The 20,302-nt window shown below is 69.6% G+C and carries 17 protein-coding genes and 3 pseudogenes; 14 read left to right on the plus strand and 6 right to left on the minus strand.

Annotation, left to right across the window (positions count from 1 at the left end):
* The first annotated feature begins 78 nt into the window (after positions 1–78).
* Positions 79–450, plus strand: a complete 372-nt coding sequence (locus tag ACODNG_RS01315; protein WP_434522113.1) for an SHOCT domain-containing protein — start codon at positions 79–81, stop codon at positions 448–450.
* A gap of 31 nt (positions 451–481) precedes the next feature.
* Here ACODNG_RS01315 and purQ read toward each other — a convergent pair whose 3' ends face one another.
* Both purQ and purS read right to left on the minus strand, forming a co-directional pair.
* Complete coding sequence (gene purQ, locus ACODNG_RS01320; protein WP_434522114.1) at positions 482–1,159, minus strand: phosphoribosylformylglycinamidine synthase I; 678 nt, start codon at positions 1,157–1,159, stop codon at positions 482–484.
* Between the two features lie 88 nt (positions 1,160–1,247).
* On the minus strand, positions 1,248–1,499 hold the full coding sequence (gene purS / locus ACODNG_RS01325) for a phosphoribosylformylglycinamidine synthase subunit PurS (RefSeq protein WP_434522115.1): 252 nt from the start codon (positions 1,497–1,499) through the stop codon (positions 1,248–1,250).
* Between the two features lie 181 nt (positions 1,500–1,680).
* Here purS and ACODNG_RS01330 point away from each other — a divergent pair, with 181 nt between their 5' ends.
* Together ACODNG_RS01330 and ACODNG_RS01335 are read left to right on the plus strand one after the other, a co-directional pair.
* Positions 1,681–2,661: a formyltetrahydrofolate deformylase gene (locus ACODNG_RS01330; RefSeq protein ID WP_434522116.1), complete on the plus strand. Its 981-nt coding sequence runs from the start codon at positions 1,681–1,683 to the stop codon at positions 2,659–2,661.
* A 93-nt stretch (positions 2,662–2,754) separates the two neighbouring features.
* Positions 2,755–2,942, plus strand: a pseudogene (locus ACODNG_RS01335) (hypothetical protein).
* Between the two features lie 9 nt (positions 2,943–2,951).
* Here ACODNG_RS01335 and ACODNG_RS01340 read toward each other — a convergent pair.
* Complete coding sequence (locus tag ACODNG_RS01340; RefSeq protein WP_434522117.1) at positions 2,952–5,930, minus strand: ATP-dependent helicase; 2,979 nt, start codon at positions 5,928–5,930, stop codon at positions 2,952–2,954.
* 141 nt (positions 5,931–6,071) lie between these two features.
* On the opposite strand from ACODNG_RS01340, the gene cmk reads away from it, so the two are divergent.
* Positions 6,072–6,686: a (d)CMP kinase gene (gene cmk / locus ACODNG_RS01345; RefSeq protein ID WP_434522118.1), complete on the plus strand. Its 615-nt coding sequence runs from the start codon at positions 6,072–6,074 to the stop codon at positions 6,684–6,686.
* A 29-nt stretch (positions 6,687–6,715) separates the two neighbouring features.
* Here the strand turns inward: cmk and ACODNG_RS01350 are convergent, their stop codons facing one another.
* Positions 6,716–7,180 (minus strand): MGMT family protein, encoded by a 465-nt coding sequence (locus tag ACODNG_RS01350; protein WP_209543432.1) that lies wholly within the window; start codon positions 7,178–7,180, stop codon positions 6,716–6,718.
* Positions 7,181–7,310: 130 nt separating this feature from the next.
* Between ACODNG_RS01350 and trpC the strand changes: the two genes are divergently transcribed.
* From trpC to ACODNG_RS01370, 4 genes and pseudogenes are all read left to right on the plus strand, one after another.
* Positions 7,311–8,198, plus strand: a complete 888-nt coding sequence (gene trpC / locus ACODNG_RS01355; protein WP_434522119.1) for an indole-3-glycerol phosphate synthase — start codon at positions 7,311–7,313, stop codon at positions 8,196–8,198.
* Positions 8,195–9,499, plus strand: a complete 1,305-nt coding sequence (gene trpB / locus ACODNG_RS01360; RefSeq protein WP_434522120.1) for a tryptophan synthase subunit beta — start codon at positions 8,195–8,197, stop codon at positions 9,497–9,499. Before trpC ends, trpB begins: the two co-directional genes overlap by 4 nt.
* A pseudogene (trpA, locus tag ACODNG_RS01365) lies at positions 9,500–10,344 on the plus strand (tryptophan synthase subunit alpha).
* A gap of 80 nt (positions 10,345–10,424) precedes the next feature.
* A complete protein-coding gene (locus ACODNG_RS01370) occupies positions 10,425–11,216 on the plus strand; it encodes a 2-amino-3,7-dideoxy-D-threo-hept-6-ulosonate synthase (RefSeq protein WP_434522121.1) in 792 nt (263 codons plus the stop codon).
* Positions 11,217–11,240: 24 nt separating this feature from the next.
* Here the strand turns inward: ACODNG_RS01370 and ACODNG_RS01375 are convergent, their stop codons facing one another.
* The gene (locus ACODNG_RS01375; RefSeq protein ID WP_434522122.1) at positions 11,241–12,827 is read right to left on the minus strand and encodes an HTTM domain-containing protein; all 1,587 of its coding nucleotides are present in this window, start codon (positions 12,825–12,827) and stop codon (positions 11,241–11,243) included.
* Positions 12,828–12,952: 125 nt separating this feature from the next.
* Here ACODNG_RS01375 and ACODNG_RS01380 point away from each other — a divergent pair, with 125 nt between their 5' ends.
* The 3 genes from ACODNG_RS01380 (at position 12,953) to ACODNG_RS01390 (ending at position 15,762) form a co-directional block, all read left to right on the plus strand.
* Positions 12,953–14,125 (plus strand): 3-dehydroquinate synthase II, encoded by a 1,173-nt coding sequence (locus ACODNG_RS01380; RefSeq protein WP_434522123.1) that lies wholly within the window; start codon positions 12,953–12,955, stop codon positions 14,123–14,125.
* Between the two features lie 113 nt (positions 14,126–14,238).
* A complete protein-coding gene (locus tag ACODNG_RS01385) occupies positions 14,239–14,853 on the plus strand; it encodes a hypothetical protein (protein WP_434522124.1) in 615 nt (204 codons plus the stop codon).
* A gap of 291 nt (positions 14,854–15,144) precedes the next feature.
* A complete protein-coding gene (locus ACODNG_RS01390; protein WP_434522125.1) occupies positions 15,145–15,762 on the plus strand; it encodes a class I SAM-dependent methyltransferase in 618 nt (205 codons plus the stop codon).
* A gap of 72 nt (positions 15,763–15,834) precedes the next feature.
* On the opposite strand, the gene ACODNG_RS01395 is transcribed toward ACODNG_RS01390, so the two are convergent.
* Positions 15,835–17,361, minus strand: a complete 1,527-nt coding sequence (locus ACODNG_RS01395) for a carboxypeptidase M32 (RefSeq protein ID WP_434522126.1) — start codon at positions 17,359–17,361, stop codon at positions 15,835–15,837.
* Between the two features lie 212 nt (positions 17,362–17,573).
* Here ACODNG_RS01395 and ACODNG_RS01400 point away from each other — a divergent pair, with 212 nt between their 5' ends.
* The 3 genes and pseudogenes from ACODNG_RS01400 to hflX all read left to right on the plus strand — a co-directional run bounded on the left by ACODNG_RS01400 (position 17,574) and on the right by hflX (position 20,192).
* A complete protein-coding gene (locus tag ACODNG_RS01400) occupies positions 17,574–18,620 on the plus strand; it encodes a threonine aldolase family protein (protein WP_434522127.1) in 1,047 nt (348 codons plus the stop codon).
* A gap of 91 nt (positions 18,621–18,711) precedes the next feature.
* Positions 18,712–18,837, plus strand: a pseudogene (locus tag ACODNG_RS01405) (DUF2209 family protein); the annotation flags it as partial.
* A complete protein-coding gene (gene hflX / locus ACODNG_RS01410) occupies positions 18,834–20,192 on the plus strand; it encodes a GTPase HflX (protein ID WP_434522128.1) in 1,359 nt (452 codons plus the stop codon). The pseudogene ACODNG_RS01405 and the gene hflX, both read left to right, overlap by 4 nt.
* Positions 20,193–20,302 lie beyond the last annotated feature (110 nt).

The raw sequence follows: 20,302 nt of genomic DNA on the forward strand, positions 1-20,302 counted from the left end.
ACCGGCGCCGGCGGAGCGCGGTCCCGCGACCCGCGAACGGCCGAGGAGTATTTATCCGTAGAAGTGTGATTATCGCACATGACTACTCTCGAACCCCTCGGTGCCGCGCCGCTGATGGGTGGCATGGCCGGTTCGGGGATGGCGGGCGGGATGGGCGGCTGGATGTTCGCCTTTCCGCTCGTCGCGCTGCTCACCGTCGCCGCGTTGCTCGCCGTGAGCGTCGTCGGGATACGGGCCCTCACCGCCGAGACCGACGACGGTTCGACGCAGAGCGAACCCGACGAAACGCCGGTCGAACGCCTTCAACGACGGTACGCGGAAGGGGAGCTCACGGAGGCGGAGTTCGAGCGAGCGCTGGAGCGGGAACTGGAGTCCGAGGAGACGGACGGGGGCGAGACGGGGTCACCGGCGGAGACGGGACAGAGCGGAGAGGCCGCGAGAGCGCGGTAAGCGAGCGTCGATTTTGGCGAACCCGGGCCGGTCAGGCGAACGCCGCCAGAATTCCCGCGCCGTCGGTGCTCCGACCGAGGTCCGGGAGCGTGGCGCGCTCGGGGTGGGGCATCAGCACGGCGACCGTCTCGCGCTCGCCGAGGACGCCGGCGACGTTGTCGGTCGAGCCGTTGGGGTTGGCCGCGTCGGTGACGTTGCCGTCGGCGTCGCAGTAGCGGAAGAGGACGCGGTCGTCGGCGACGAGGTCGGCGTGGGCCTCGTCGCTTATCTCGAAGCGCCCCTCGCCGTGCGCGATGGGGACTTCGATCACGTCGCCCTCGTCGTAGGCGGCGGTCCAGGGCGTGTCCGTGCGCTCGACGCGCAGGCGGACCGGCTCGCACTGGAAGCGCGCGGAGGCGTTCGTGGTGAACGCGCCGGGCGTCAGCCCCGACTCGGAGCCGATCTGCGCGCCGTTACAGATCCCGATCACCGGAACGCCCTCCTCGGCCGCGGCGCGGACCTCGTCCATGATCGGCGCGCGCGCGGCCATCGCACCGGCCCGGAGGTAGTCGCCGTAGGAGAACCCGCCGGGGAGGACGATCCCCTCGGCGTCGTCGGGGAGTCCGTCCTCGTGCCAGACGCGCTCGGCGTCGATTCCGAGGTGCTCCAGCGCGCGGACGGCGTCGCGGTCGCAGTTGGAGCCGCCGAACTGGACGACGGCGACCGTCACGCCGCCCACCTCGCGTGGGCGGCCGCGACGGCAGCGTTGTCGCCGCTCGCGCCGGTGACGGTCGGCGTCGTCTCGAAGACGGCGACCGTCATCGCTCCGTGACCGCCACGTCGTAGTCGTGGATCGTGGGGTTCGCGAGCAGCCGCTCGGCCATCTCGTCGGCGCGGTCGGCGGCCTCGTCGGCGTCGGCGGCGTCGAGGTCCACCTCGAAGCGGTCAGCCGACCGGAGGTCGGACAGCTCGAACCCGAGCCGTTCGAGGGCCTGCTGGGTCGTCTCGGCCTCCGGATCGAGGACGCCCCGCTTCAGCCGGACCGTCACCGTCGCCGTGTACGCGGTCATACCCGTTGGTGCGGAGTCGTGTGTAAAAACCGTTTTGGAACGCCGCTTATACGCACGTTCGTGGATAGAGATCGGTCGATCGTGCGGGAGGCAGGGACCGCACGGAACGAAAGGGGCAAACCCCTCCGACCGTTGGGGAGGGTGTATCGCAGCCGCTCGAACCCGCGGAGGTGATCGTCGCATGACCCGCGAACTGACCGAGATCACGGTCGTCGGAGGAGACAAGACCGGACTCATCGCGCGGGTCACCTCTCTGCTGTTCGAGCGGGGAATCAACATCGAGGACCTCGATCAGGCCGTCCGCGAGGGCGTCTTCCGGATGACGACTCGCGTCGACACCGCGGAGATGGAGACCTCCCGCGGCGAGCTCCGCCGCGCGCTCGCCGAGCTCGGCCGCGAGCTCGACGTGGACATCCAGGTCCGGTTCCCGAGCGACCGCGACGCCCGCCGGGTCGCGCTCTTGGTCACGAAGGAGACGCACGCGCCCGAGGCGCTGCTGGAGGCCGAGGCGCAGGGTGACCTCGCGGACGACGGCGAGGAGGCCGAGATCCCGGTCGTCATCGGCAACCGCGGCGACCTCCGGTCGCTCGCGGAGCGTTACGACAAGCCGTTCTACGACGTGGGCGACGGCAACGGAAACACGGACGAGGGGCGCCTCCTCGACCTACTGGCCGAGTACGACGTGGACCTGATCGTCTTGGCCCGCTACATGCGGATCCTCTCGCCGGAGGTCGTCTTCCGGTACGAGGGCCGGATCGTCAACGTTCACCCCTCCCTGCTCCCGGCGTTCCCGGGCGCCGAGGCGTACCGGCAGGCGAAGGACGCGGGCGTCCGCGTCGCGGGCGTCACCGCCCACTACGTCACGACCGACCTCGACCAGGGACCGATCATCGCGCAGCGCGCCTTCGACGTGCCGCCGGGCGCCGACGTCGCCGAGATCAAGCGCCGCGGGCAACCCCTCGAAGCCGAGGTGTTACTCGACGCGGTGCGGCTCCACCTCGCGGACGCCATCGCGGTCCACCGGGGGACCGTCCACGTGCGCGAGGAGGTCGACGTCGACGCCCGGCTCGGGCTGAGCGAGGCCGCCGTCGACGCGAACCCCGACGAACCGGTCGACGGCGAGCCGCTCAAGCGGTCTCAGGCGTCGCCCTCGGACGACTGAGGGGTCGCGGCCGGGAAATCCATCCGACCGATTCGCCGACCGACACCGCTCCACAGGCTATTTTTAACCGGACGCGGACACGACAACGGACCGATGACCGAACGTCGCCCGCGGACGGGGTTTCTCGCGGACACCGCCGCGTCGTCCGCAGCGACGAGCGACTGATCCTGCTGTTTCTGCTGTTGCTGTCGCTCGCGGTGCTGGCGGTTTTTCTCCACTACACGACGCTGGTCTTGGAAGGACTCCCCGATCCGCTCCCGACAGAGCCGATTCGGCCGTGATCTATCGACTCAGTCCGGTCGGCGGTCCGCGGGCGGTTCGACGCCGCGGTCGCCGGTCTCGCCGCTCTCGGCGGTCCGCGGTTCCTCGCCGATCTCCTCCATCACGCGGGCGTGGAACTCGCGGAGGACGGCGGACTCGTCGTCGGCGATGACGGTGTCGGAGTCGACGAGCGTCGCCAGCCCGAACGCGAGCGGGCTGGGCGAGTCGACGACGCGGTGTTCGACCGACAGGTCGCCCGTCGAGATCCGCCCGACGACATCGCGGATTCCCTCGACGTCGAGACGGTCCTCCAGCAGTTCGCGGTACGTCTCCTCCAACACGGCGAACTCCTCCAGATCGGCCGCGAACGACAGCAGCATCTCGGCGGACACCTGCTGTTCGGCGGCCGACTTCTCGTACCCCTTGTACCGCTTTAAGATCATGAGCGAGCGCCCGGCGTCGATCCGGAAGTAGCGCTGGAGCAGATCGGTCCCCTGAACGGCCTCCCGAAGGTCCTCGCGGACCGTCTCCGGATCGAGGTCGGACAGAATCCCCGCCACGTCGACCTTGCGGTTCAGGGGGAGCGCGAGCGAGAACCCGCGGTCCGCGACCGCGACGGCGACGTTGGCGTCGGTCCGGTTCGCGACCGCGGCCGCGACGAGCCGCGAGAGGCCGTCGTTGAACCGCCGGCCGTAGACGGAGTGGACGTAGAACCGGCGCTTGTACTCGTCCCGGTCGAGCTCCTCCTCGACGACGAAGCGGTCGGGCGTCGAGACGCCGTCGAGGCCGGCGTACCGAACCTGCTCGTCGTACATGCGAGCGAGCGCGCGAACCGCGTTCTCGTCGAGGGGGAACTCGCGGAGCCACGCGCGGACCGCGGCGGGACCGGCGTTCGGGTCGTCGCCCGCCAGCCGGTCGAGCAGTTCGGCCTGGAACGCCAGCACCTCGCGGGCGAGGTCCGCGGACAGCGGGAGGCGCTCCGCGAACCACGAGGGGACCGTCGGGCGCTCGCTCGTCCGGTCGACGTACACCTTCGAGCCGCGGCGGTAGCGGAACGCGAACCGCTCGCCGCCCAAGGCGAACACGTCGCCCGAGTCGAGCGTGTCGAGGTACGACTCATCGAGGGTGCCGACCCACTGATCGTCGCGCGTGAACACGTCGCAGGTGAACGAGTCGGGGATCGTCCCCACGTTCGTCATGTAGATGACCCGCGCGAGCCGCCCGCGCTTCCCGACGAGGGTCTCGCCGACCGGGTACTCCGGGTGGTGGTGTTCGCCCTCCGGCGGGTCGTTGGCGTCGCGCCACACCTTCGGGTAGACGTTCTTCGACCCCAGTCCGTCGTAGTCCGCGGTGAGATATCGGAACAGCCGCTTGTAGGCCGCGTCGTCGAAGTCGCGGTACGGGTGCGCCCGGCGGAGGACCTCCCGCACCTCGCGGTCGGGGCGGATCCGGTTTATCGCCATCCCGTAGACGTGCTGGGCGGCGACGTCGTAGGCGCCCTCGGGCGGGAACACGCGGTCGACGAATCCGTCCTCGGAGCGGGCGAGCAGCGTCGCACACTCGATCAGCTCGTCGCGGTCCAAGGCGAACACTCGGCCCTCGACGGTCTCCCCCGGGCTGTGCCCCGCGCGCCCGACGCGCTGGAGCAGCGCGGCGACCGACTTCGGCGAGCCGACCTGGACCACCAGATCGAGGTGGGGCATGTCGATGCCGAGTTCGAGGCTCGTCGAGGTGGTGACCACGTCGAGGTCGCCGGCCTTCAGCCCCTCCTCGACGCGGGTGCGCTGGGCCTCGCCGAGGCTCCCGTGGTGGCAGCCCGAGTCCGACTCGTCGTAGTCGAACCGCTGCCGGAGCTCTTGGAGGGTGCGCTCTGCGCCCGACCGCGAGTTCGTGAACACGAGCGTGTTCTCGTGGGAGTCGATCAGGTCGCGGAGCGACTCGTAGAACCGGTCGGTCACCGCCGACCGCGGCGTGTGGATCAGGTCGGCCGCGGGCGTCCGGAGTTCGAGGTCGAACTCGCGCGCGAACCGCGCGTCGACCACCTCGCAGGGGCGCGTCTCGAACCCGTCGGTGTCGCCGACCGCGCCGTCGACGCGGTCGCGCCCGACGAGGAAGGAGGCGATCCCGTCGAGCGGTTCGACGGTCGCCGAGCAGCCGATCCGGGTGATTTCGTGGTCGGGTTCCGCTTCGACTTCCTCCTCCCCGCCGTTTCGCGTCAACTCGGTCAGCCGCTCCAGCGACACCGAGAGGTGCGTGCCGCGCTTGTTGGCGGCCAGCGAGTGGATCTCGTCGACGATCACGTACTCGACGGTCCGGAGCTTCTCCTTGAACTTCGGCGAGTTGAGCAGTATCGCGAGCGTCTCCGGCGTGGTGTTGAGGACGTGCGGCGTCTCCGAGAGCATCGCCTGCCGGTCCGCCTTCGAGGTGTCTCCGTGGCGGATCGCCTGCCTGACGCCGGGTTCGTAGTCGTCGTCCGCGACCTCCTCGGGAGTCGCGGCCGCGTCGCTATCGCGGGTCGCGGCCGCGTCACTCTCCTCGGCGTCGGCCGCGGCGATCGCCTCGCCGATCCCTTCGAGCGGGGTCGCGAGGTTGCGCTCGATGTCGTTCGCGAGCGACTTCAGCGGCGAGACGTACAGGCAGTAGACGGAGTTCTCCAACTCGCCGTCACGGTCGCGCGCGAAGAGGTCGTCGAGGACCGCGAGGAAGGAAGCGAGCGTCTTCCCGCTGCCGGTCGGCGCGGCGACGAGGCAGTTCCGGTCGGCGTCGACGTGGGGGATCGCCTCGCGCTGCGGGGGCGTGAAGAAGCCGCCGTTCTCGCCGATGAACCCGCCGAAGCGCTCGACCCACCAGCGACGGACCGGCGGCGAGAGCCGGGCGAGCACGTCGGCGTCGCCGATCGGGACCGCCTCCGGGTCGAAGTCGGGGTCCGCGACCGCTCCGCGCTCGACCGCGTCCCGGAGGAGCGCCCGCGCGGCCACCTCGTCGCCGCGGTCCGTGGACTCGCTCACGCCGATCACGAGGGTTCGGGAAGGGAAATCGGTTGCGTCGATTCTCCGCGGAAATTCGCGCAACCAACCCCTGTTCGTCGGCTCCGCGGAAATTCGCGCAACCGACCCGTTTATCCGCCGCGCTTCCGTGGCGCAACACGCATGAGCGGCACCTCGCCGGACCCCGACAGACGGATCGATCGAAACCTGTTCATCACCGTCTCCGGCCCGCCGGGCTGCGGCGCCACGACGCTCGTCGAGGGGATAGCCGAGTCGCTCGACTGCGGCTACGTCTCCGGCGGCGAGCTGTTCCGCGAGATCGCGGCCGAGCGGGACATGAGCCTCTCGCAGCTCATCGCGGAGACCGGCGAGTCCGAGGAGATCGACCGCGCGCTCGATCAGCGCCTCCGCCGGATCGCCGAGAAGTGGGGAACCGCGAACAAGGCGTTCGTGCTGGAGTCGCGGCTCGCGGGCTGGATCGCGGGCAACCGCGCCGACCTCCGGATCTGGCTCGACGCGCCCGACGAGGTCCGCGCGGACCGGACCGCCGAGCGCGCGGAGATGACCTCCGAGATGCAGGTCCGCGAGGTCATCGAGGAGCAGCGCTACAAGTCCTACTACGGGATCGACCTGAACGACCGCTCCATCTACGACCTGGTGATCAACACGGGACGCTGGGACGCCGAGGCGACGCTCGCTCTGGCGCTCACCGGAATCGAGGGATACGACGTCGACGCCGACGAGGGCGCGTTCGACACGCCCGACTTCGATATCTGATCGGTCGATTTCTGGGCCGGGCTGCCCGCTTATATTCCTTCGACGCGCCGGAGCGCGCTCCGCACGTCGCCCGGGGTCGCGTACGGTCCGCCGCTCACCCGGTGGTCCGGGAGCAGGAGCGGGATCGGGTTGTCCGCGAGTGCGCCCGTCACGGTCTCCAGATCGTCTGCGTCGTCCGGGTCAAACCCGCCGAGCCGCGCGAGCCGGCTCACCGACACCTCCTCGCCGTACGGCACGCTCCGGAGCGACTCCAACACCTCTCGCTGGTCGGTCGGGACCGTCAGCCCGAGCGCGACCTCGGGGAACTCGTCGCGCTCGCCGTCGAGGTACGCGCCGATCCGGTCCAGCAGGTCGGTATCGTCCCCGGCATCCGCCGGCGGCTCGGCGGGGAACGACACCGAGATGACGCGACCGCCGGCGAACCCCACCTGGACGGCGCGGCCGATCTCGTCGAACTCCCGGGCGAAAACGCCGGACGTACCCGATAGGCTCATACCTTCATTCGACGGGTCGATCACTTAAGAGACCGGCCGCGCGACCGCTCCGCCCCGCGAGCGCGGGTCCCGATCGAGCGGCGCGGTCCCCGCAAGTCTTATGAACAGATACGTACATTAGTGTATAGTAATGGACGATCCAGACGAGCTGGCGCCGGCGGTCAGGTCGATCCTGTCCGCCGCCCGAGAGCGCGCGAACGGGGGACCGGAAGCGGAGGTCGGCGGGACCGTCTCGGTCGCTCCCCGCGACCTCGCCGCCGCGTTCGACCGGGCCGAGGCGGACGGGCGTGTCCCGCTGATCGCCGAGGTGAAGCCGACGAGCCCGACGACCGAGGGGACCCGCGAGGAGGACCCGGTCGCGCTCGCGCAGGGGATGGTCGCCGGCGGGGCCGCCGCCCTGAGCGTGCTCACCGAACCGGAGCACTTCGGCGGGAGCGTCGACACCCTCGAACGCGTGCGCGACGCCGTCGACGTGCCGGTCCTCCGGAAGGACTTCGTCGTCGACGAGGCACAGCTGGACGCCGTCGAGAGCGACGTCGTTCTGCTCATCGCTCGCTTCGTCGGCGACGACCTCGGCAACCTGCTCGCGGCCGCCCGCGACCGCGGCTTTCAGGTGCTCGTCGAGGTCCACGACCGCGAGGAGCTGGAGCGCGCGCTCGACGCGGGCGCGACGACGGTCGGCGTCAACAACCGCGACCTCGCGGAGCTGGTGGTCGACCTCGGAACCTTCGAGTCCGTGGCGCCCCACGTGCCGGACGACGTGACCCTGATCGCGGAGAGCGGCATCGGCTCGCCCGCGGACGTCCGCCGGATGCGCGCGGCGGGCGCCGACGCCCTGCTCGTCGGGAGCGCCATCATGGACGGCGACGTCGAGGCGAACACGCGCGAACTGGTGCTGGCCGAGGCGGACGGCGGGGAGGACGACGGCGGTGCGGTCGCGGACGACGGCGAGGACGACTGTGAAGACGACGCGAACGGCGGGAGCGACACCCGAAACACCACGGAGACACCCACATGAGCGAGACCGACACGCGGACGACGGAGGAGACGGAACGGGCGCGACGCCCCGGCCGCGAGCGCGGCCGCGACGACGGGAAGTTCGGCCGGTACGGCGGCCAGTACGTTCCGGAGGCGCTGATGCCCGCGATCGAGGAGCTGACGGACGCCTACGAGCGCTACGTCCTCGACAACGAGGACGGCTTCATGGACGAGTTCCGCGAGCGGCTCGCGGCGTTCGGCGGGCGGCCGACGCCGCTCCAGCGCGCTGACCGGCTCTCGGAGCGCTACGACACGGAGGTGTTCCTCAAACGCGAGGACCTGCTCCACGGCGGCGCGCACAAGCTGAACAACGCGCTCGGGCAGGTCCTCCTGGCGAAGTACATGGGCAAAGACCGGATCATCGCGGAGACGGGCGCCGGCCAGCACGGCACCGCGACCGCGATGGCGGCCGCTCACCTCGACATGCCCTGTACGATCTACATGGGCGAGCGCGACATCAACCGCCAGCGCCCCAACGTGTTCCGGATGAAGCTCAACGGCTCGGAGGTGAAGCCGGTGACGACGGGTCGCGGCACGCTGAAGGAGGCCATCTCCGAGACGATGCGCGATTGGGCGGCTACCGTCGAGGACACCCACTACGTGATCGGGTCGATCGTCGGGCCGCACCCGTTCCCGGTGATGGTCCGGGACTTCCAGGCGGTCATCTCAGAAGAGGCCCGCGAGCAGGCGAGAGAGAAGACGGGCGAGCTCCCGACCGACGTGGTCGCCTGCGCGGGCGGCGGCTCGAACACGATGGGCGCGTTCGCCGAGTTCGTCGACGACGAGTCGGTCGCGCTCCACGCGGTCGAGGCCGGCGGCTCCACCCTCGAAGTGGACGAGGAGGCGGGCGTCGCGCCCAACTCCGCGTCGCTGTACGCGGGCGAGGAGGGCGTCCTCCACGGCGCTCGCACGAAGCTCCTTCAGGACTCCGACGGGCAGATCATGGAGAGCCACTCGGTCTCCTCCGGACTCGACTACGCCGGCGTCGGTCCCGAGCTCGCGTACCTCGTCGACGAGGGGCGCGTGGACCCGGTCGCGGTCGACGACGACGCCGCGCTGGAGGGGTTCCACCGCCTCTCCTCGACGGAGGGGATCATCCCCGCGCTGGAGACGGCGCACGCGTTCGGGTTCCTCGAAGACCACCACGAGGAGCTGGGCGAGCGCGTGGTCGTGAACGTCTCCGGACGCGGAGACAAGGACCTCGACGCCGCCATCGAGGAGACGGACAAGCGGGACATCGAGGGGGCGCCGGACATGTCGATGTTCACGGAGGGGATGTAGATGGCGAACTCCGAGGCCATCGCTGCCGCCTTCGCCGACGGCCCCGCCTACGTCCCGTACCTCGTCGTCGGCGACCCGGACTACGAGTCGTCGAAGGCGTACGTCGAGGCGCTCGACCGCGGCGGCGCCGACGTGATAGAGCTCGGCCTCCCCTTCTCCGAGCCGATCGCGGAGGGGTCGACGATACAGGAGGCGCTCGTCCGCTCGCTCGACGCGGGGATGACGCCCGACCGGTTCTTCGCGTTCGCGGAGGAGCTCGACGTCGACGCCGCACTCGTCTGTATGACGTATTACAATCTAATTTATCAGTATGGCACCGATCCCGGCCCGCGTCCCTTCGTCGAGCGCGCCGCGGCGGCCGGCATCGAGGGGCTCGTCGTCCCGGACCTCCCGGCCGAGGAGGCCGACCCGCTGCGCGAGGCGTGCGACGAGTTCGGACTCGACCTCGTCTTCATCGTCGCTCCCACCACGCGCGCAGACCGCCTCGACCGGCTGATGGACCGCGTGTCGGGGTACGTGTACGTCCAGGCGCGGCTCGGGACGACCGGCGCCCGCGACGACGTCTCCGACCAGACCACGGAGAGCCTCGACCGGCTCCGCGAGTACGACGTGCCGAAGGCGGTCGGGTTCGGCATCTCCAGCGGCGAGCACGCGGAGCGCATCGTCGCGGGCGGCGCGGACGGGATCATCGTCGGCTCGGCGCTCGTCGACGTGGTCGCCGAGGGCGTCGCGGAGGATTCTCGACCGCGGAAGTGGCCGACCGCCTCGAAGCCCTGTCCCGCGAACTGAAGGACGGCGCCGAGCGCGGCCACCGCTCGCGGACCGACACCGTCGAGTCCGCCTGAGCCGAAACGAACCAATACGTCCCCGAACGAAACCGACTTACCTCCGATTGACACACGCTCACACAACGACCGACCTCACCATGACAGCAGGACTCTCGGCACGACTCGACCGCATCTCCACGAACGACCAATTCCTCATCGTCCCGATGGACCACGGGATCACGATGGGCGCCGTCGAGGGGCTCGTCGACATCGAGTCGACGATAGACGGCGTCACCAGCGGCGGCGCGGACGCGGTGCTCACCCAGCGCGGCATCGCGGAGCGCGTCCACGAGAACAAGCACGGTGCGGGCTACATCGTCCACCTCAACGGGTCGACGACGATCGGTCCCGACGAGAGCGACAAGCGCGTCACCGGCACCGTCGAGGACGCGGTCCGGGCCGGCGCCGACGCGGTCTCCTTCCACATCAACGTCGGGTCGGAGTACGAGCCGAACCAGATCGAGGAGCTGGCGGAGCTGACCACCGACGCCGAGCGACTCGGCCTTCCGGTGCTCGCGATGGCGTACGCGCGCGGTCCGGGCGTCGACAGCACGGACCCCGAGTCGCTCGGTCACGCCGTCCGGCTCGCCGAAGAGCTCGGCGCCGACGTGGTGAAGACGGGCTACTCCGGCGACGGCGACTCCTTCGAGCGGGTGACGGAGTCGACCCGCCTCCCGGTGGTCATCGCCGGCGGCTCGAAGGGGACCGACCGCGAGACGGTGGAGATGGTTCGCGGCGCGATGGACGGCGACGCGGCCGGCGTGTCGATGGGGCGGTCAATCTTCCAACACGACGACCCGGAAGGAATCGCGCGGGCGGTCTCCGCGGTCGTCCACGACGACGCCTCGGTCGAGGAGGCGCTGCGAGCGGGCGGGTTCGTCGAGGCCTGAGGTCGGGCCGTCGTCCGGTCCGGATCAGCAGGCGAGTCGTATCTTCTCGTGCGTCTCGGGTTCGCCGACCGGTCCGTCCGCGTCGACCGCCTGCTCGACGTGGAAGACGGTCACGGACGCCACGTCGCGGTCCGTTCGCTCACAGGCGTACGACGCGACCGGCCGATATCGGGACTCGCCGGCGTTTTTTATCCTGAATCCGAACTGATGCCAGAGGGTCGTCGGATACGTCTCCGCCGCGTCTGGCGGTCGGTCGTACGTGGCCGCCCCGCCGTCGCGCAGGTCGATCGGGTCCCCGGACTCGGGCGTCCCGCGGACGACGTACCAGCCGGAGGCGTCCGGCGGGTTGGGCGCGAAGAACGACCAGCTCACCTCCGACAGCTCGCCGCTCGCCTCCGACGCCGGGAGGTCGACGAGACCGACCCCCGCCGCCTGCCACCAGACGAGCGCGAGGAAGAACCCCGCGAGCAGCAGGGTAGCCCCAATCCGGAGCCCACGGCGAACCCGAGGGGGAGACGGGCCCGGAGACGCACCCTTGTCTGTCCCACCACCGTCTGTACGGTGGGCGCGCTCCGTTGGTGGAGTCGGGTCGCGGAGCTTCGACGCGGCGGCTTCGACGCGGTTCCAGACGCCGGGCGGGAGAAACAGGAGGAGGACCGAGACCATGACGAACGGGAACACGGCGAGCCGCATCGTCGCGGCCATGCCGAGGTGTGCGGAGACGAACACGAGGGCGATTCCGGTCCTGAGCCACCCGGTCGCGACGACCAAGAGCACGGACGCCGACAGGAGCGCGATCCAGAGCCAGTTTACGATCTCGAGAAGTGCGGCGTGTTCCGAGAGGAACGGTCCCAGTCGCACGGTGAACTCCGATAACTGAAAGATCCGGGGAACCGCGACCCCCGACATCCACGCGTCACTTCGGTACTTCGAGACCGCGTTCGCCGCGTATATCGACACGAGCGTCAGGAGGGTGACGGCCGTCGCGAGCGAACAGATCCGCCGCTCGACGCCGCCGTCCCGTCCGTTGACCTCTCGTTTGCCGGCTTCTCGCGCGCCGGCCCCTCGCTCGTCGGTCTCTCCCTCGTCGACGGGGTCCCGGTCGAGGCGGTCCTCCCCGAGCGACCAACGAGCGTCCAGCGGGAGAAAGAGGCCCACGAACAGGAACACGACCAGGATCGTGTTTCCCCCGTTGATCACGTACGGGTTCCGAGCGTAGAGCGACGCGAGCAGGACGACGGAAATCCCCGTCGACACCCGCGTGCGATAGCCGACAAGCAGGCAGACCGCGGCGCAGGCCGCGACCGCGAGCAGTCCCGTCTGTACCCGCGCCGAACCGGACAGCGCGTGAATCGAGACGGTCTCTAAAAGGGGGTATATCTCGGCGAGCGTCGAGCGCGGGAGGACGCCGTCATCCGTGTAGAACGCGCCCACCTCCGGAAGACGGTAGACGAGCAGATCCCCGAGAACGAGGAGCGACAGCGCGATTCGGAACGCGCCGAGCGCCCGCGGATCGATCCCGAGACGTGGTGCGGCGCGGTCGCGGAGGGACTCGCGTACCGCCGCGTATCGGGAACCCGCATTCGAGAGCCGCTGCCGTGCTGGTGTCATCCGGTTGTCTAACTCGTACGAAATGATTTTACTAATAAGTGCTTTGTCGTCGCCGCGCCGCGCTATCGCCCGCAACGCACGACCCTTCCGCAGTTTTCAAGCCGGCGCGCCGTGAGGTTCCGGTAATGACACGCACGGTCTGGGTCAAAGCCGACGGCGACGTCGGCGACTGGGAGGCGCGCAAGCGACGGGTCACGGCCGCCATCGAGGCCGGCGCGGACTGGGTGCTCGTCGACGAGGACGACGTCGGCCGCGTCCGGGAACTGGGCGACGTGAACGTCGCGGCGTTCCGTTCTGACGCCGACGTGATCGACGACGCCGAGAGCGACGTCGAGGCCGACGCCTACTTCGTCGGGAAGGGCGGCGAGGGTGACGGGACGGTCTCGATGCCCGAGGATCTCTCCGGCTCGGCCGACCTGACGACGCTGCGCCGCCGCGACGACCGCGCGCAGGGCGCGTACGTCCGCGTCCTCGGCACCGAGTACGAGGAGTTCGCCCAGGAGGCCGCCGCCGACGCCGACTTCACCGTGATCGTCGGCGAGGACTGGTCGATCATCCCGCTGGAGAACCTCATCGCTCGCGTCGGCGAGGAGACCCACCTCGTCGCGGGCGCGACGACGGCCGCTGAGGCCCGGACCGCCTTCGAGACGCTGGAGATCGGCGCCGACGGGGTCCTCCTCGATTCCGACTCGCCGGACGAGATCCGCGGCGCGGTCGAGGCCCGCGACGCCGCCGACCGCGAGACGCTCGACCTCCGGTACGCCGAGGTGACGGAGGTCGAACAGACCGGGATGGCGGACCGCGTCTGTATCGACACGGGGTCGCTGATGGACGACAGCGAGGGGATGCTCGTCGGCTCGATGTCTCGGGGGCTCTTCTTCGTCCACGCCGAGACCGCGGAGTCGCCGTACGTCGCCTCCCGCCCGTTCCGCGTGAACGCGGGCGCGGTCCACGCGTACGTCCGCAACGCCGAGGGCGGCACCAACTACCTCGCGGAGCTGTCGAGCGGCGACGAGGTCCAGCTCGTCGACACCGACGGCCACACCCGCGAGGCGGTGGTCGGCCGGGTGAAGATCGAGAAGCGCCCGATGTTCCGGATCCAGGCGGAGGTCGAGACGGAGGACGGCACCGACCGGATCGAGACTCTCATCCAGAACGCCGAGACCGTGAAGATCGCCACGAGCGAGGGGCGGAAGGCCGTCACTGAGGTCGAGCTGGGCGACGAGGCGCTCGTCTACTACGAGGACGTCGCGCGCCACTTCGGCGAGGCGGTCGAGGAGAGCATCATCGAGAAGTAGGTCGTCGTCGTCGCGCCCGTAGTGCGGTCGCCGGGACGCGTCGCGGTCGCGGAGAACCGGCCGCGATCGTGTCGACCAGAACGCATTTCACGGACACACCGGATCCAGTGTCCATGGCAATTGCTGACGAAGGTGATCGTCGCGTCGCTGAGTTGGGATTCGTCGAACGGATTCGCCACCTGGCGGACGCTGCTAACCCGGCGTTCGCGGCCGGGAGCTTCCTCGTGCCGCTGGCGTTTCTCGCCGCGAGCCTCGCGCTCGCGAGCACCGAACTGCTCTTCTACACGCACGTCGCCGCCGGCGCGGTGTGGTTCGGTTTCGCGGTCATCTTCCCGGCGATAATCGGCCCGACGCTGGGCGGTCTCGACAAGGAGGCGTCGGCCGCGGTGAACACCGTGCTCATTCCGAAGGCCGTCTTCTTCCTCGTCGGCTTCTCGCTGACGACGGTGCTGTCCGGTACGGTCCTGTTGACGCCCGACCCCGGACTCGGCTACGGATTCGCCGGGTCGTGGTCCGGGCTCGCGCTCGCGCTCGGCTGGGGGCTGTTCGCGTTCGGGCTGGCGGTCCCGCACCGCCTCCAGCTCAGCGCGTACTACGAGACGCTGTCGCCGGATCCGGATTCCTCTCGGCTCGAATCGATCGAGAAGAAGAACCTCGTCGTCGGGCTGTTCGAGGGCGCCGTGATGCTCGCGCTCATCGTGTTGATGACCGGGTTCCGGCTGGGATGAGTTCGGAGTGAGTTCGGAGACGTTGGGAGTGAGTTCAGAGACGCTGGAAGACGCTGAGAGCAACCGCGGATTGGAACGACTGCGGGCGTCTCGCGAGGAGCGGGCGGTCGGGTACGCGACCCTTGAGGGACTCTCCCGCTCTCACCGGGGAACCTGCTCGCGGTCCCTCCGGGGCTGGCCCGCCGACGGATCAGTACTTCTGAAGCAGGGGCGTCACCGAAGTCGGACTCTCCTTGTCCCGTCCCGGACGCCGTCCGACGGCGTTTTACCCCGCTGGACGAGTCTGTACACGTGGAACCTCACTCCGTCCGAGAGTCGTGGACGAACCGGACGGGCGAATACTCGCCGGCGTACTACGCGCACTACGGTCCCAACGAGACGAGCGAGCTGATCCGCGAGGCTCTCGACGAGCACCTGAGCCGCGACGCGGCGATCCTCGAACTCGGGTGCGGCTCCGGCCGGCACCTCGAACACCTCGCGAACAACGGCTTCGAGGACCTCTCGGGCGTCGACATCGACGCCGGGGCGTTCGACACGATGCGGGAGACCTACCCCACGCTCGCCGCCGAGGGGACGTTTCACTGCGGCCCGATAGAGGACCTCGTCGGGGAGTTCGACGACGGGCAGTTCGACGCGGTCTACTCGGTCGAGACGCTCCAACACCTCCATCCCGACGTCGACTGGGTCTTCGAAGAGATCGTCCGGATCACCGGCGACGTCCTCGTCACGGCGGAGATCGAGGGACCGATGGGCGACGCGTCGGCCGACCCGGACGTGAACTACGTCGACGACGACACGCCCCTCTACTACCGGGACTGGAGCCGCGTCTTCACCTCGCTCGGCCTCGTCGAGGTCGATGTCGTCCACGGCGACAGGGACACCACGCGGACCTTTCGCACGCCCGGCTAATCGCCCGGATTTCGCGTCGAAAAATCTTCTCTTGAAGGTCGGAAGCGGTATTCTTCGGTGATCCGAACCGACTCAGATCCCGTACAGCTCGCCGTACTTCTCGTCGACGTAGTCGAGGAAGGCGTCCGCCGAGAAGTCCTCGCCGGTCGCGCGCACCACCAGCTCGTTCGTCTCGTAGCGGGAGCCGTGCTGGTGGACGTTCTCGCCGAGCCAGTCGTGGAGGTCGTCGAACTCGCCGTCGGCGATCTTCCCGTGGAGGTCGTCGATGTCGTCCTCGGCGGCCTCGAACAGCTGCGCGGCCATCACGGAGCCGAGCGAGTAGGTGGGGAAGTAGCCGAAGTTGCCGTGGCTCCAGTGGATGTCCTGAAGGCAGCCCTCGGCGTCGTTCTCGGGCCGAATGCCGAGGTACTCCTCGTACTTGTCGTTCCACACTTCGGGCACGTCCTCGACATCGAGGTCGCCGCGGATCAGGTCGCGCTCGATCTCGAACCGGATCACGATGTGGAGGTGGTAGGTGAGCTCGTCGGCCTCGACGCGGATGAAGTTATCCTCGTACACCTGGTTGAACGCCTCGTAGGCGTCCCGAACCGTCGCCTCCTCGGTCTGCGGGAAGTGCTCCTGAAAGACGGGGAGGAACTCCTGCCAGAACACCTCGCTGCGTCCGACGTGGTTCTCCCAGAGGCGCGACTGCGACTCGTGGACCGAGAGGTCTCGGGACTCGCCGAGCGGCGTGCCGAACTGCTCCTGGGGAAGCCCGAGGTTGTACTGCGCATGGCCGAACTCGTGGATCGTCGAGCCGACGGCGCCGAGCGGATCGTTCTCGTCGAACCGGGTGGTGACGCGGCAGTCGAACTGGTTGCCGGAGGTGAACGGGTGCGAGGAGACGTCGAGTCGGCCGCGGTCGAAGTCGTAGCCGACGAGTTCGAGCGCCTCCCGGGAGAGCGCCTCCTGCTCCTCCTCGGGGAAGGTCCCCTCGAAGGTGTCGACGGCGAGTTCGATGTCGGACTCGCGGATCTCCTCGATCATCGGGACGAGCGCCTCGCGGAGTTCGGTGAGGATGGACTCGGCGCGCTCCATCGACAGGCACGGCTCGAACTCCTCGAAGAGGACCTCGTAGGGGTCGCGGTCGGGGTCGATGTGCTCGGCGTACTCGCGTTTCAGCTCGACGTGTTTCTCGAGGTAGGGCGCGAACGTTTCGAAGTCGTCCTCGGCCTTCGCCTCCTCCCACGCTTGGAGCGCCTCGGAGCCGGTCTCGGGAATCTCCTCGACCAGCTCGACCGGGACGGCGTCGGCGCGCTCGTACTCGCGGCGGACCTCGCGGACGACCGCCGCCTGCTCGTCCGTGAGGTCGGCGTCGTCGAGCTCGTCGAGCAGCTCGCCCGTCTCGTCGGCGGTGACCATGTCGTGCTGGACCGAGGAGAGTGCCGAGAGCTGCTTCGACCGGGCGGGGGTGCCGCCCTCGGGCATCATCACCTGCTGGTCCCAGCCGAGGACGCCGGAGGCGCTGCCGACCGCGTTCCACCGCTGGACGCGGTCGAGGAGGGCGTCGTAGGCGTCCGGTGCGTCGGCTGCGTCGTCTGGAGCGGCTTCCGTTGCCATACGCCACGGATCGATCCCGGTCGTTAAGAAGGGACCGAACGCGGAACCGGCCGCTCCGCGCGCCGAACGGCCGAGACCGCCGCGGAACCGCCAAGGCCGCCGCGGAACCGCCGGGATCCGCTCGTCGCCCCTGCCCCCCGAGATCCGCTCGTCGACCTGCCCTTCGCCGAGCGCGGGATATATGCCCGCCGCCGCGGAACGATCCGTAACTGATGTCCGACGACGACTTCATCGACCTGCGGTCCGACACCGTCACGACGCCTTCCGAGGAGATGCGCGAGGCGGCCGCGACCGCCGAGGTCGGCGACGACGTGTACCGCGACGACCCGACGGTCAACGAACTGGAGCGCCGGGCGGCCGAGGCGGTCGGCACGGAGGCCGCGCTGTACGTCCCCTCGGGGACGATGGCGAACCAGATCGCGGTCCACGCCCACACGGAACCGGGACAGGAGCTCCTCTTGGAGCGCGAGTCGCACATCTACCGCTGGGAGCTGGCGGGCGCGGCCAATCTCTCCGGCGTCCAGACCCGGACGATAGACGCCGGCGAGCGCTGCGTCCCGACCCCGGAAGCGGTCCGCGAGGGGCTCGTCGACGAGGACCTCCACCGGCCGGGAACCGGCCTGCTCTCTCTGGAGAACACGCACAACTACCGCGGCGGGACGGCAATCCCGGTCGACCGGATCGCGGCCGCGGCCGAGGCCGCCCGCGACGCCGGCGTGCCGGTCCACCTCGACGGCGCGCGCGTGTTCAACGCCGCGGTCGCGCTCGGCGTCGACGCGAGCGATATCGTCGCCCCCGTCGACAGCGTCACCTTCTGTCTCTCGAAGGGACTGGGTGCCCCCGTCGGCTCGATCCTCGCCGGCGACGAGGACTTCATCGAGGACGCGCGCCGCGTCCGCAAACTGTTCGGCGGCGGGATGCGGCAGGCCGGCATCATCGCCGCCCCCGGGCTCCGCGCGCTGGCGAACGTCGACCGACTCGCCGAGGACCACGCTAACGCGGCGCGGCTCGCGGCCGGCCTCAACGCGCTCGACGGCGTCGACGCGCCCGCGCCCGACACCAACATCGTCGTGGCGCACACGGAGGGCGCGGAGATTCCGGCGTCCGACCTCGTAACGGCCTGTAAGGACGCCGGCGTCGGCTGCGTCGAGTTCGCCGACCATACGACGCGGTTCACCACGCACCTCGACGTCGAGGAGGCCGACGTCGACGAGGCGGTCGACCGGATCGCGGCCGTCGTCGACGGTCTTCGGGACTGAGTAGCGGGGTCGGGTCGCGGTGCCGAACGAATTAATTTATTGTCCCGTGGAACGAGCGGTATGTCCGGACTCGACGAATCGACGAGCGGGGCAGTCGGCGGCGCGCGTCCGACTCAGCTTCCAGCCCGAGTTTAAATACATCGAGGGCGTAGACGAGCGCGAAACAGTGCAGGCAGCACACCACGCCGCATCCGCCGCCCGGAATCTCCTCCGATGAGCGGGGGTGCCGAGCAAGCGGACGCCGACGCCGAGCCGACCGCGGAGGGACGCCGAGCAGTCGTCGCCAAGCGCGTCGACTCCGGCGAGGCCGACCTCGCGGAGATCAGACAGCTCGCGGCCGCCGCGGGCTACGAGGTGGTCGGCGAACTCACCCAGACCCGCACCGAGGACGCCGGGTTCATGTTCGGGAAGGGGAAGGTCGCGGAGCTCCGCGACCTGGTCCGCCGCACCGACGCGAACGCCGTGATCATCGACAACGACGTGGGACCGTACCAGACGTTCAACGTCGGCGGGAAGCTCCCCGAGGGCGTCGAGGTGATCGACCGGTTCACGCTCATCCTCGAGATATTCGGGCAGCGCGCCAACACCCGGAAGGCGCAGCTCCAGGTCGAGCTGGCGGAGCTGCGCTACGAGCTGCCCCGCGCCGAGGCGAAGGCGAGCCTCGCGAAGCGCGACGAGCGACCGGGATTCATGGGACTCGGCGAGTACGACGAGAGCGTCGAGCGCGACATCAAACGCCAGATCTCGGAGATCCGCGACGAGCTGGAGTCGATCGCGGAGAAGGAGGAGGCGCGCCGCGAGCAGCGCCGCGACTCCGGATTCGACCTCGTCGCGCTCGCGGGCTACACCAACGCCGGCAAGTCGACGCTGATGCGCCGGCTCGCGGACGAGCTGGCGGTCGACGAGAACGCCGAGCGCCACCGCGACCTCGACACCACCGCCGAGTCGCAGGACATGCTGTTCACGACGCTCGGCACCACGACGCGCCGGGCCGAGATGGAGAAGCGCGACGTCCTCCTCACCGACACGGTCGGCTTCATCGCGGACCTCCCGCACTGGCTCGTGGAGTCGTTCGAGTCGACGCTCGACTCTGTCTACCGCGCCGACCTCGTGCTGCTCGTCGTCGACGCCAGCGAGCCGGTCGCGGAGATGCGCGAGAAGCTCGTCACGAGCCACGACACCCTCTACGAGCGCAACGAGGCGCCCGTCGTCACCGTGTTCAACAAGATCGACCGGCTGGAGCCCGGTGAGCTCGCGGACAAGCGCGCCGCGCTCTCGGGCGTGGCGCCCGACCCGATCGCCGTCTCCGCGAAGACGGGCGCCGGCGTGGCCGAGCTCCGCGACCGCGTCGAGGACGAGCTCCCCGACTGGGAGCGCGAGCGCCTCGTCCTCCCCGTCTCGGACGACGCGATGAGCCTCGTCTCGTGGGTCCACGACCACGGGCACGTCGCCGAAGAGACGTACGCGGGCGACCAGGTGACCGTCGACTTCGAGGCGAAGCCGTCTATCGTCGCCCGCGCCCGGGCGAAGGCGGCCGAGATCGCTGCGCCGCCGCCAGAGGAGTCGGTCTGACCGCCGGGGAGCCATCTCAGTGGCCGAGACGCCTTTCGAGCTCCGTCGAGGTTCTCCGATGCCGGTCCCACCGGAGCGCTCTCGGCGGACGGGGACTCGGACAAAGTATA

It is taken from the genome of Halorubrum sp. AS12, from assembly GCF_051122765.1.
Classification (GTDB): domain Archaea; phylum Halobacteriota; class Halobacteria; order Halobacteriales; family Haloferacaceae; genus Halorubrum; species Halorubrum trapanicum.

Excerpts from the sequence above, each read along its gene's own strand:
- ACODNG_RS01315 (WP_434522113.1), top strand. The coding sequence starts at position 79 with ATGACTACTCTCGAACCCCTCGGTGCCGCGCCGCTGATGGGTGGCATG.
- purS (WP_434522115.1), bottom strand. The coding sequence starts at position 1,499 with ATGACCGCGTACACGGCGACGGTGACGGTCCGGCTGAAGCGGGGCGTC.
- ACODNG_RS01330 (WP_434522116.1), top strand. The coding sequence starts at position 1,681 with ATGACCCGCGAACTGACCGAGATCACGGTCGTCGGAGGAGACAAGACC.
- cmk (WP_434522118.1), top strand. The coding sequence starts at position 6,072 with ATGAGCGGCACCTCGCCGGACCCCGACAGACGGATCGATCGAAACCTG.
- ACODNG_RS01350 (WP_209543432.1), bottom strand. The coding sequence starts at position 7,180 with ATGAGCCTATCGGGTACGTCCGGCGTTTTCGCCCGGGAGTTCGACGAG.
- trpC (WP_434522119.1), top strand. The coding sequence starts at position 7,311 with ATGGACGATCCAGACGAGCTGGCGCCGGCGGTCAGGTCGATCCTGTCC.
- trpB (WP_434522120.1), top strand. The coding sequence starts at position 8,195 with ATGAGCGAGACCGACACGCGGACGACGGAGGAGACGGAACGGGCGCGA.
- ACODNG_RS01370 (WP_434522121.1), top strand. The coding sequence starts at position 10,425 with ATGACAGCAGGACTCTCGGCACGACTCGACCGCATCTCCACGAACGAC.
- ACODNG_RS01375 (WP_434522122.1), bottom strand. The coding sequence starts at position 12,827 with ATGACACCAGCACGGCAGCGGCTCTCGAATGCGGGTTCCCGATACGCG.
- ACODNG_RS01380 (WP_434522123.1), top strand. The coding sequence starts at position 12,953 with ATGACACGCACGGTCTGGGTCAAAGCCGACGGCGACGTCGGCGACTGG.
- ACODNG_RS01385 (WP_434522124.1), top strand. The coding sequence starts at position 14,239 with ATGGCAATTGCTGACGAAGGTGATCGTCGCGTCGCTGAGTTGGGATTC.
- ACODNG_RS01395 (WP_434522126.1), bottom strand. The coding sequence starts at position 17,361 with ATGGCAACGGAAGCCGCTCCAGACGACGCAGCCGACGCACCGGACGCC.
- ACODNG_RS01400 (WP_434522127.1), top strand. The coding sequence starts at position 17,574 with ATGTCCGACGACGACTTCATCGACCTGCGGTCCGACACCGTCACGACG.
- hflX (WP_434522128.1), top strand. The coding sequence starts at position 18,834 with ATGAGCGGGGGTGCCGAGCAAGCGGACGCCGACGCCGAGCCGACCGCG.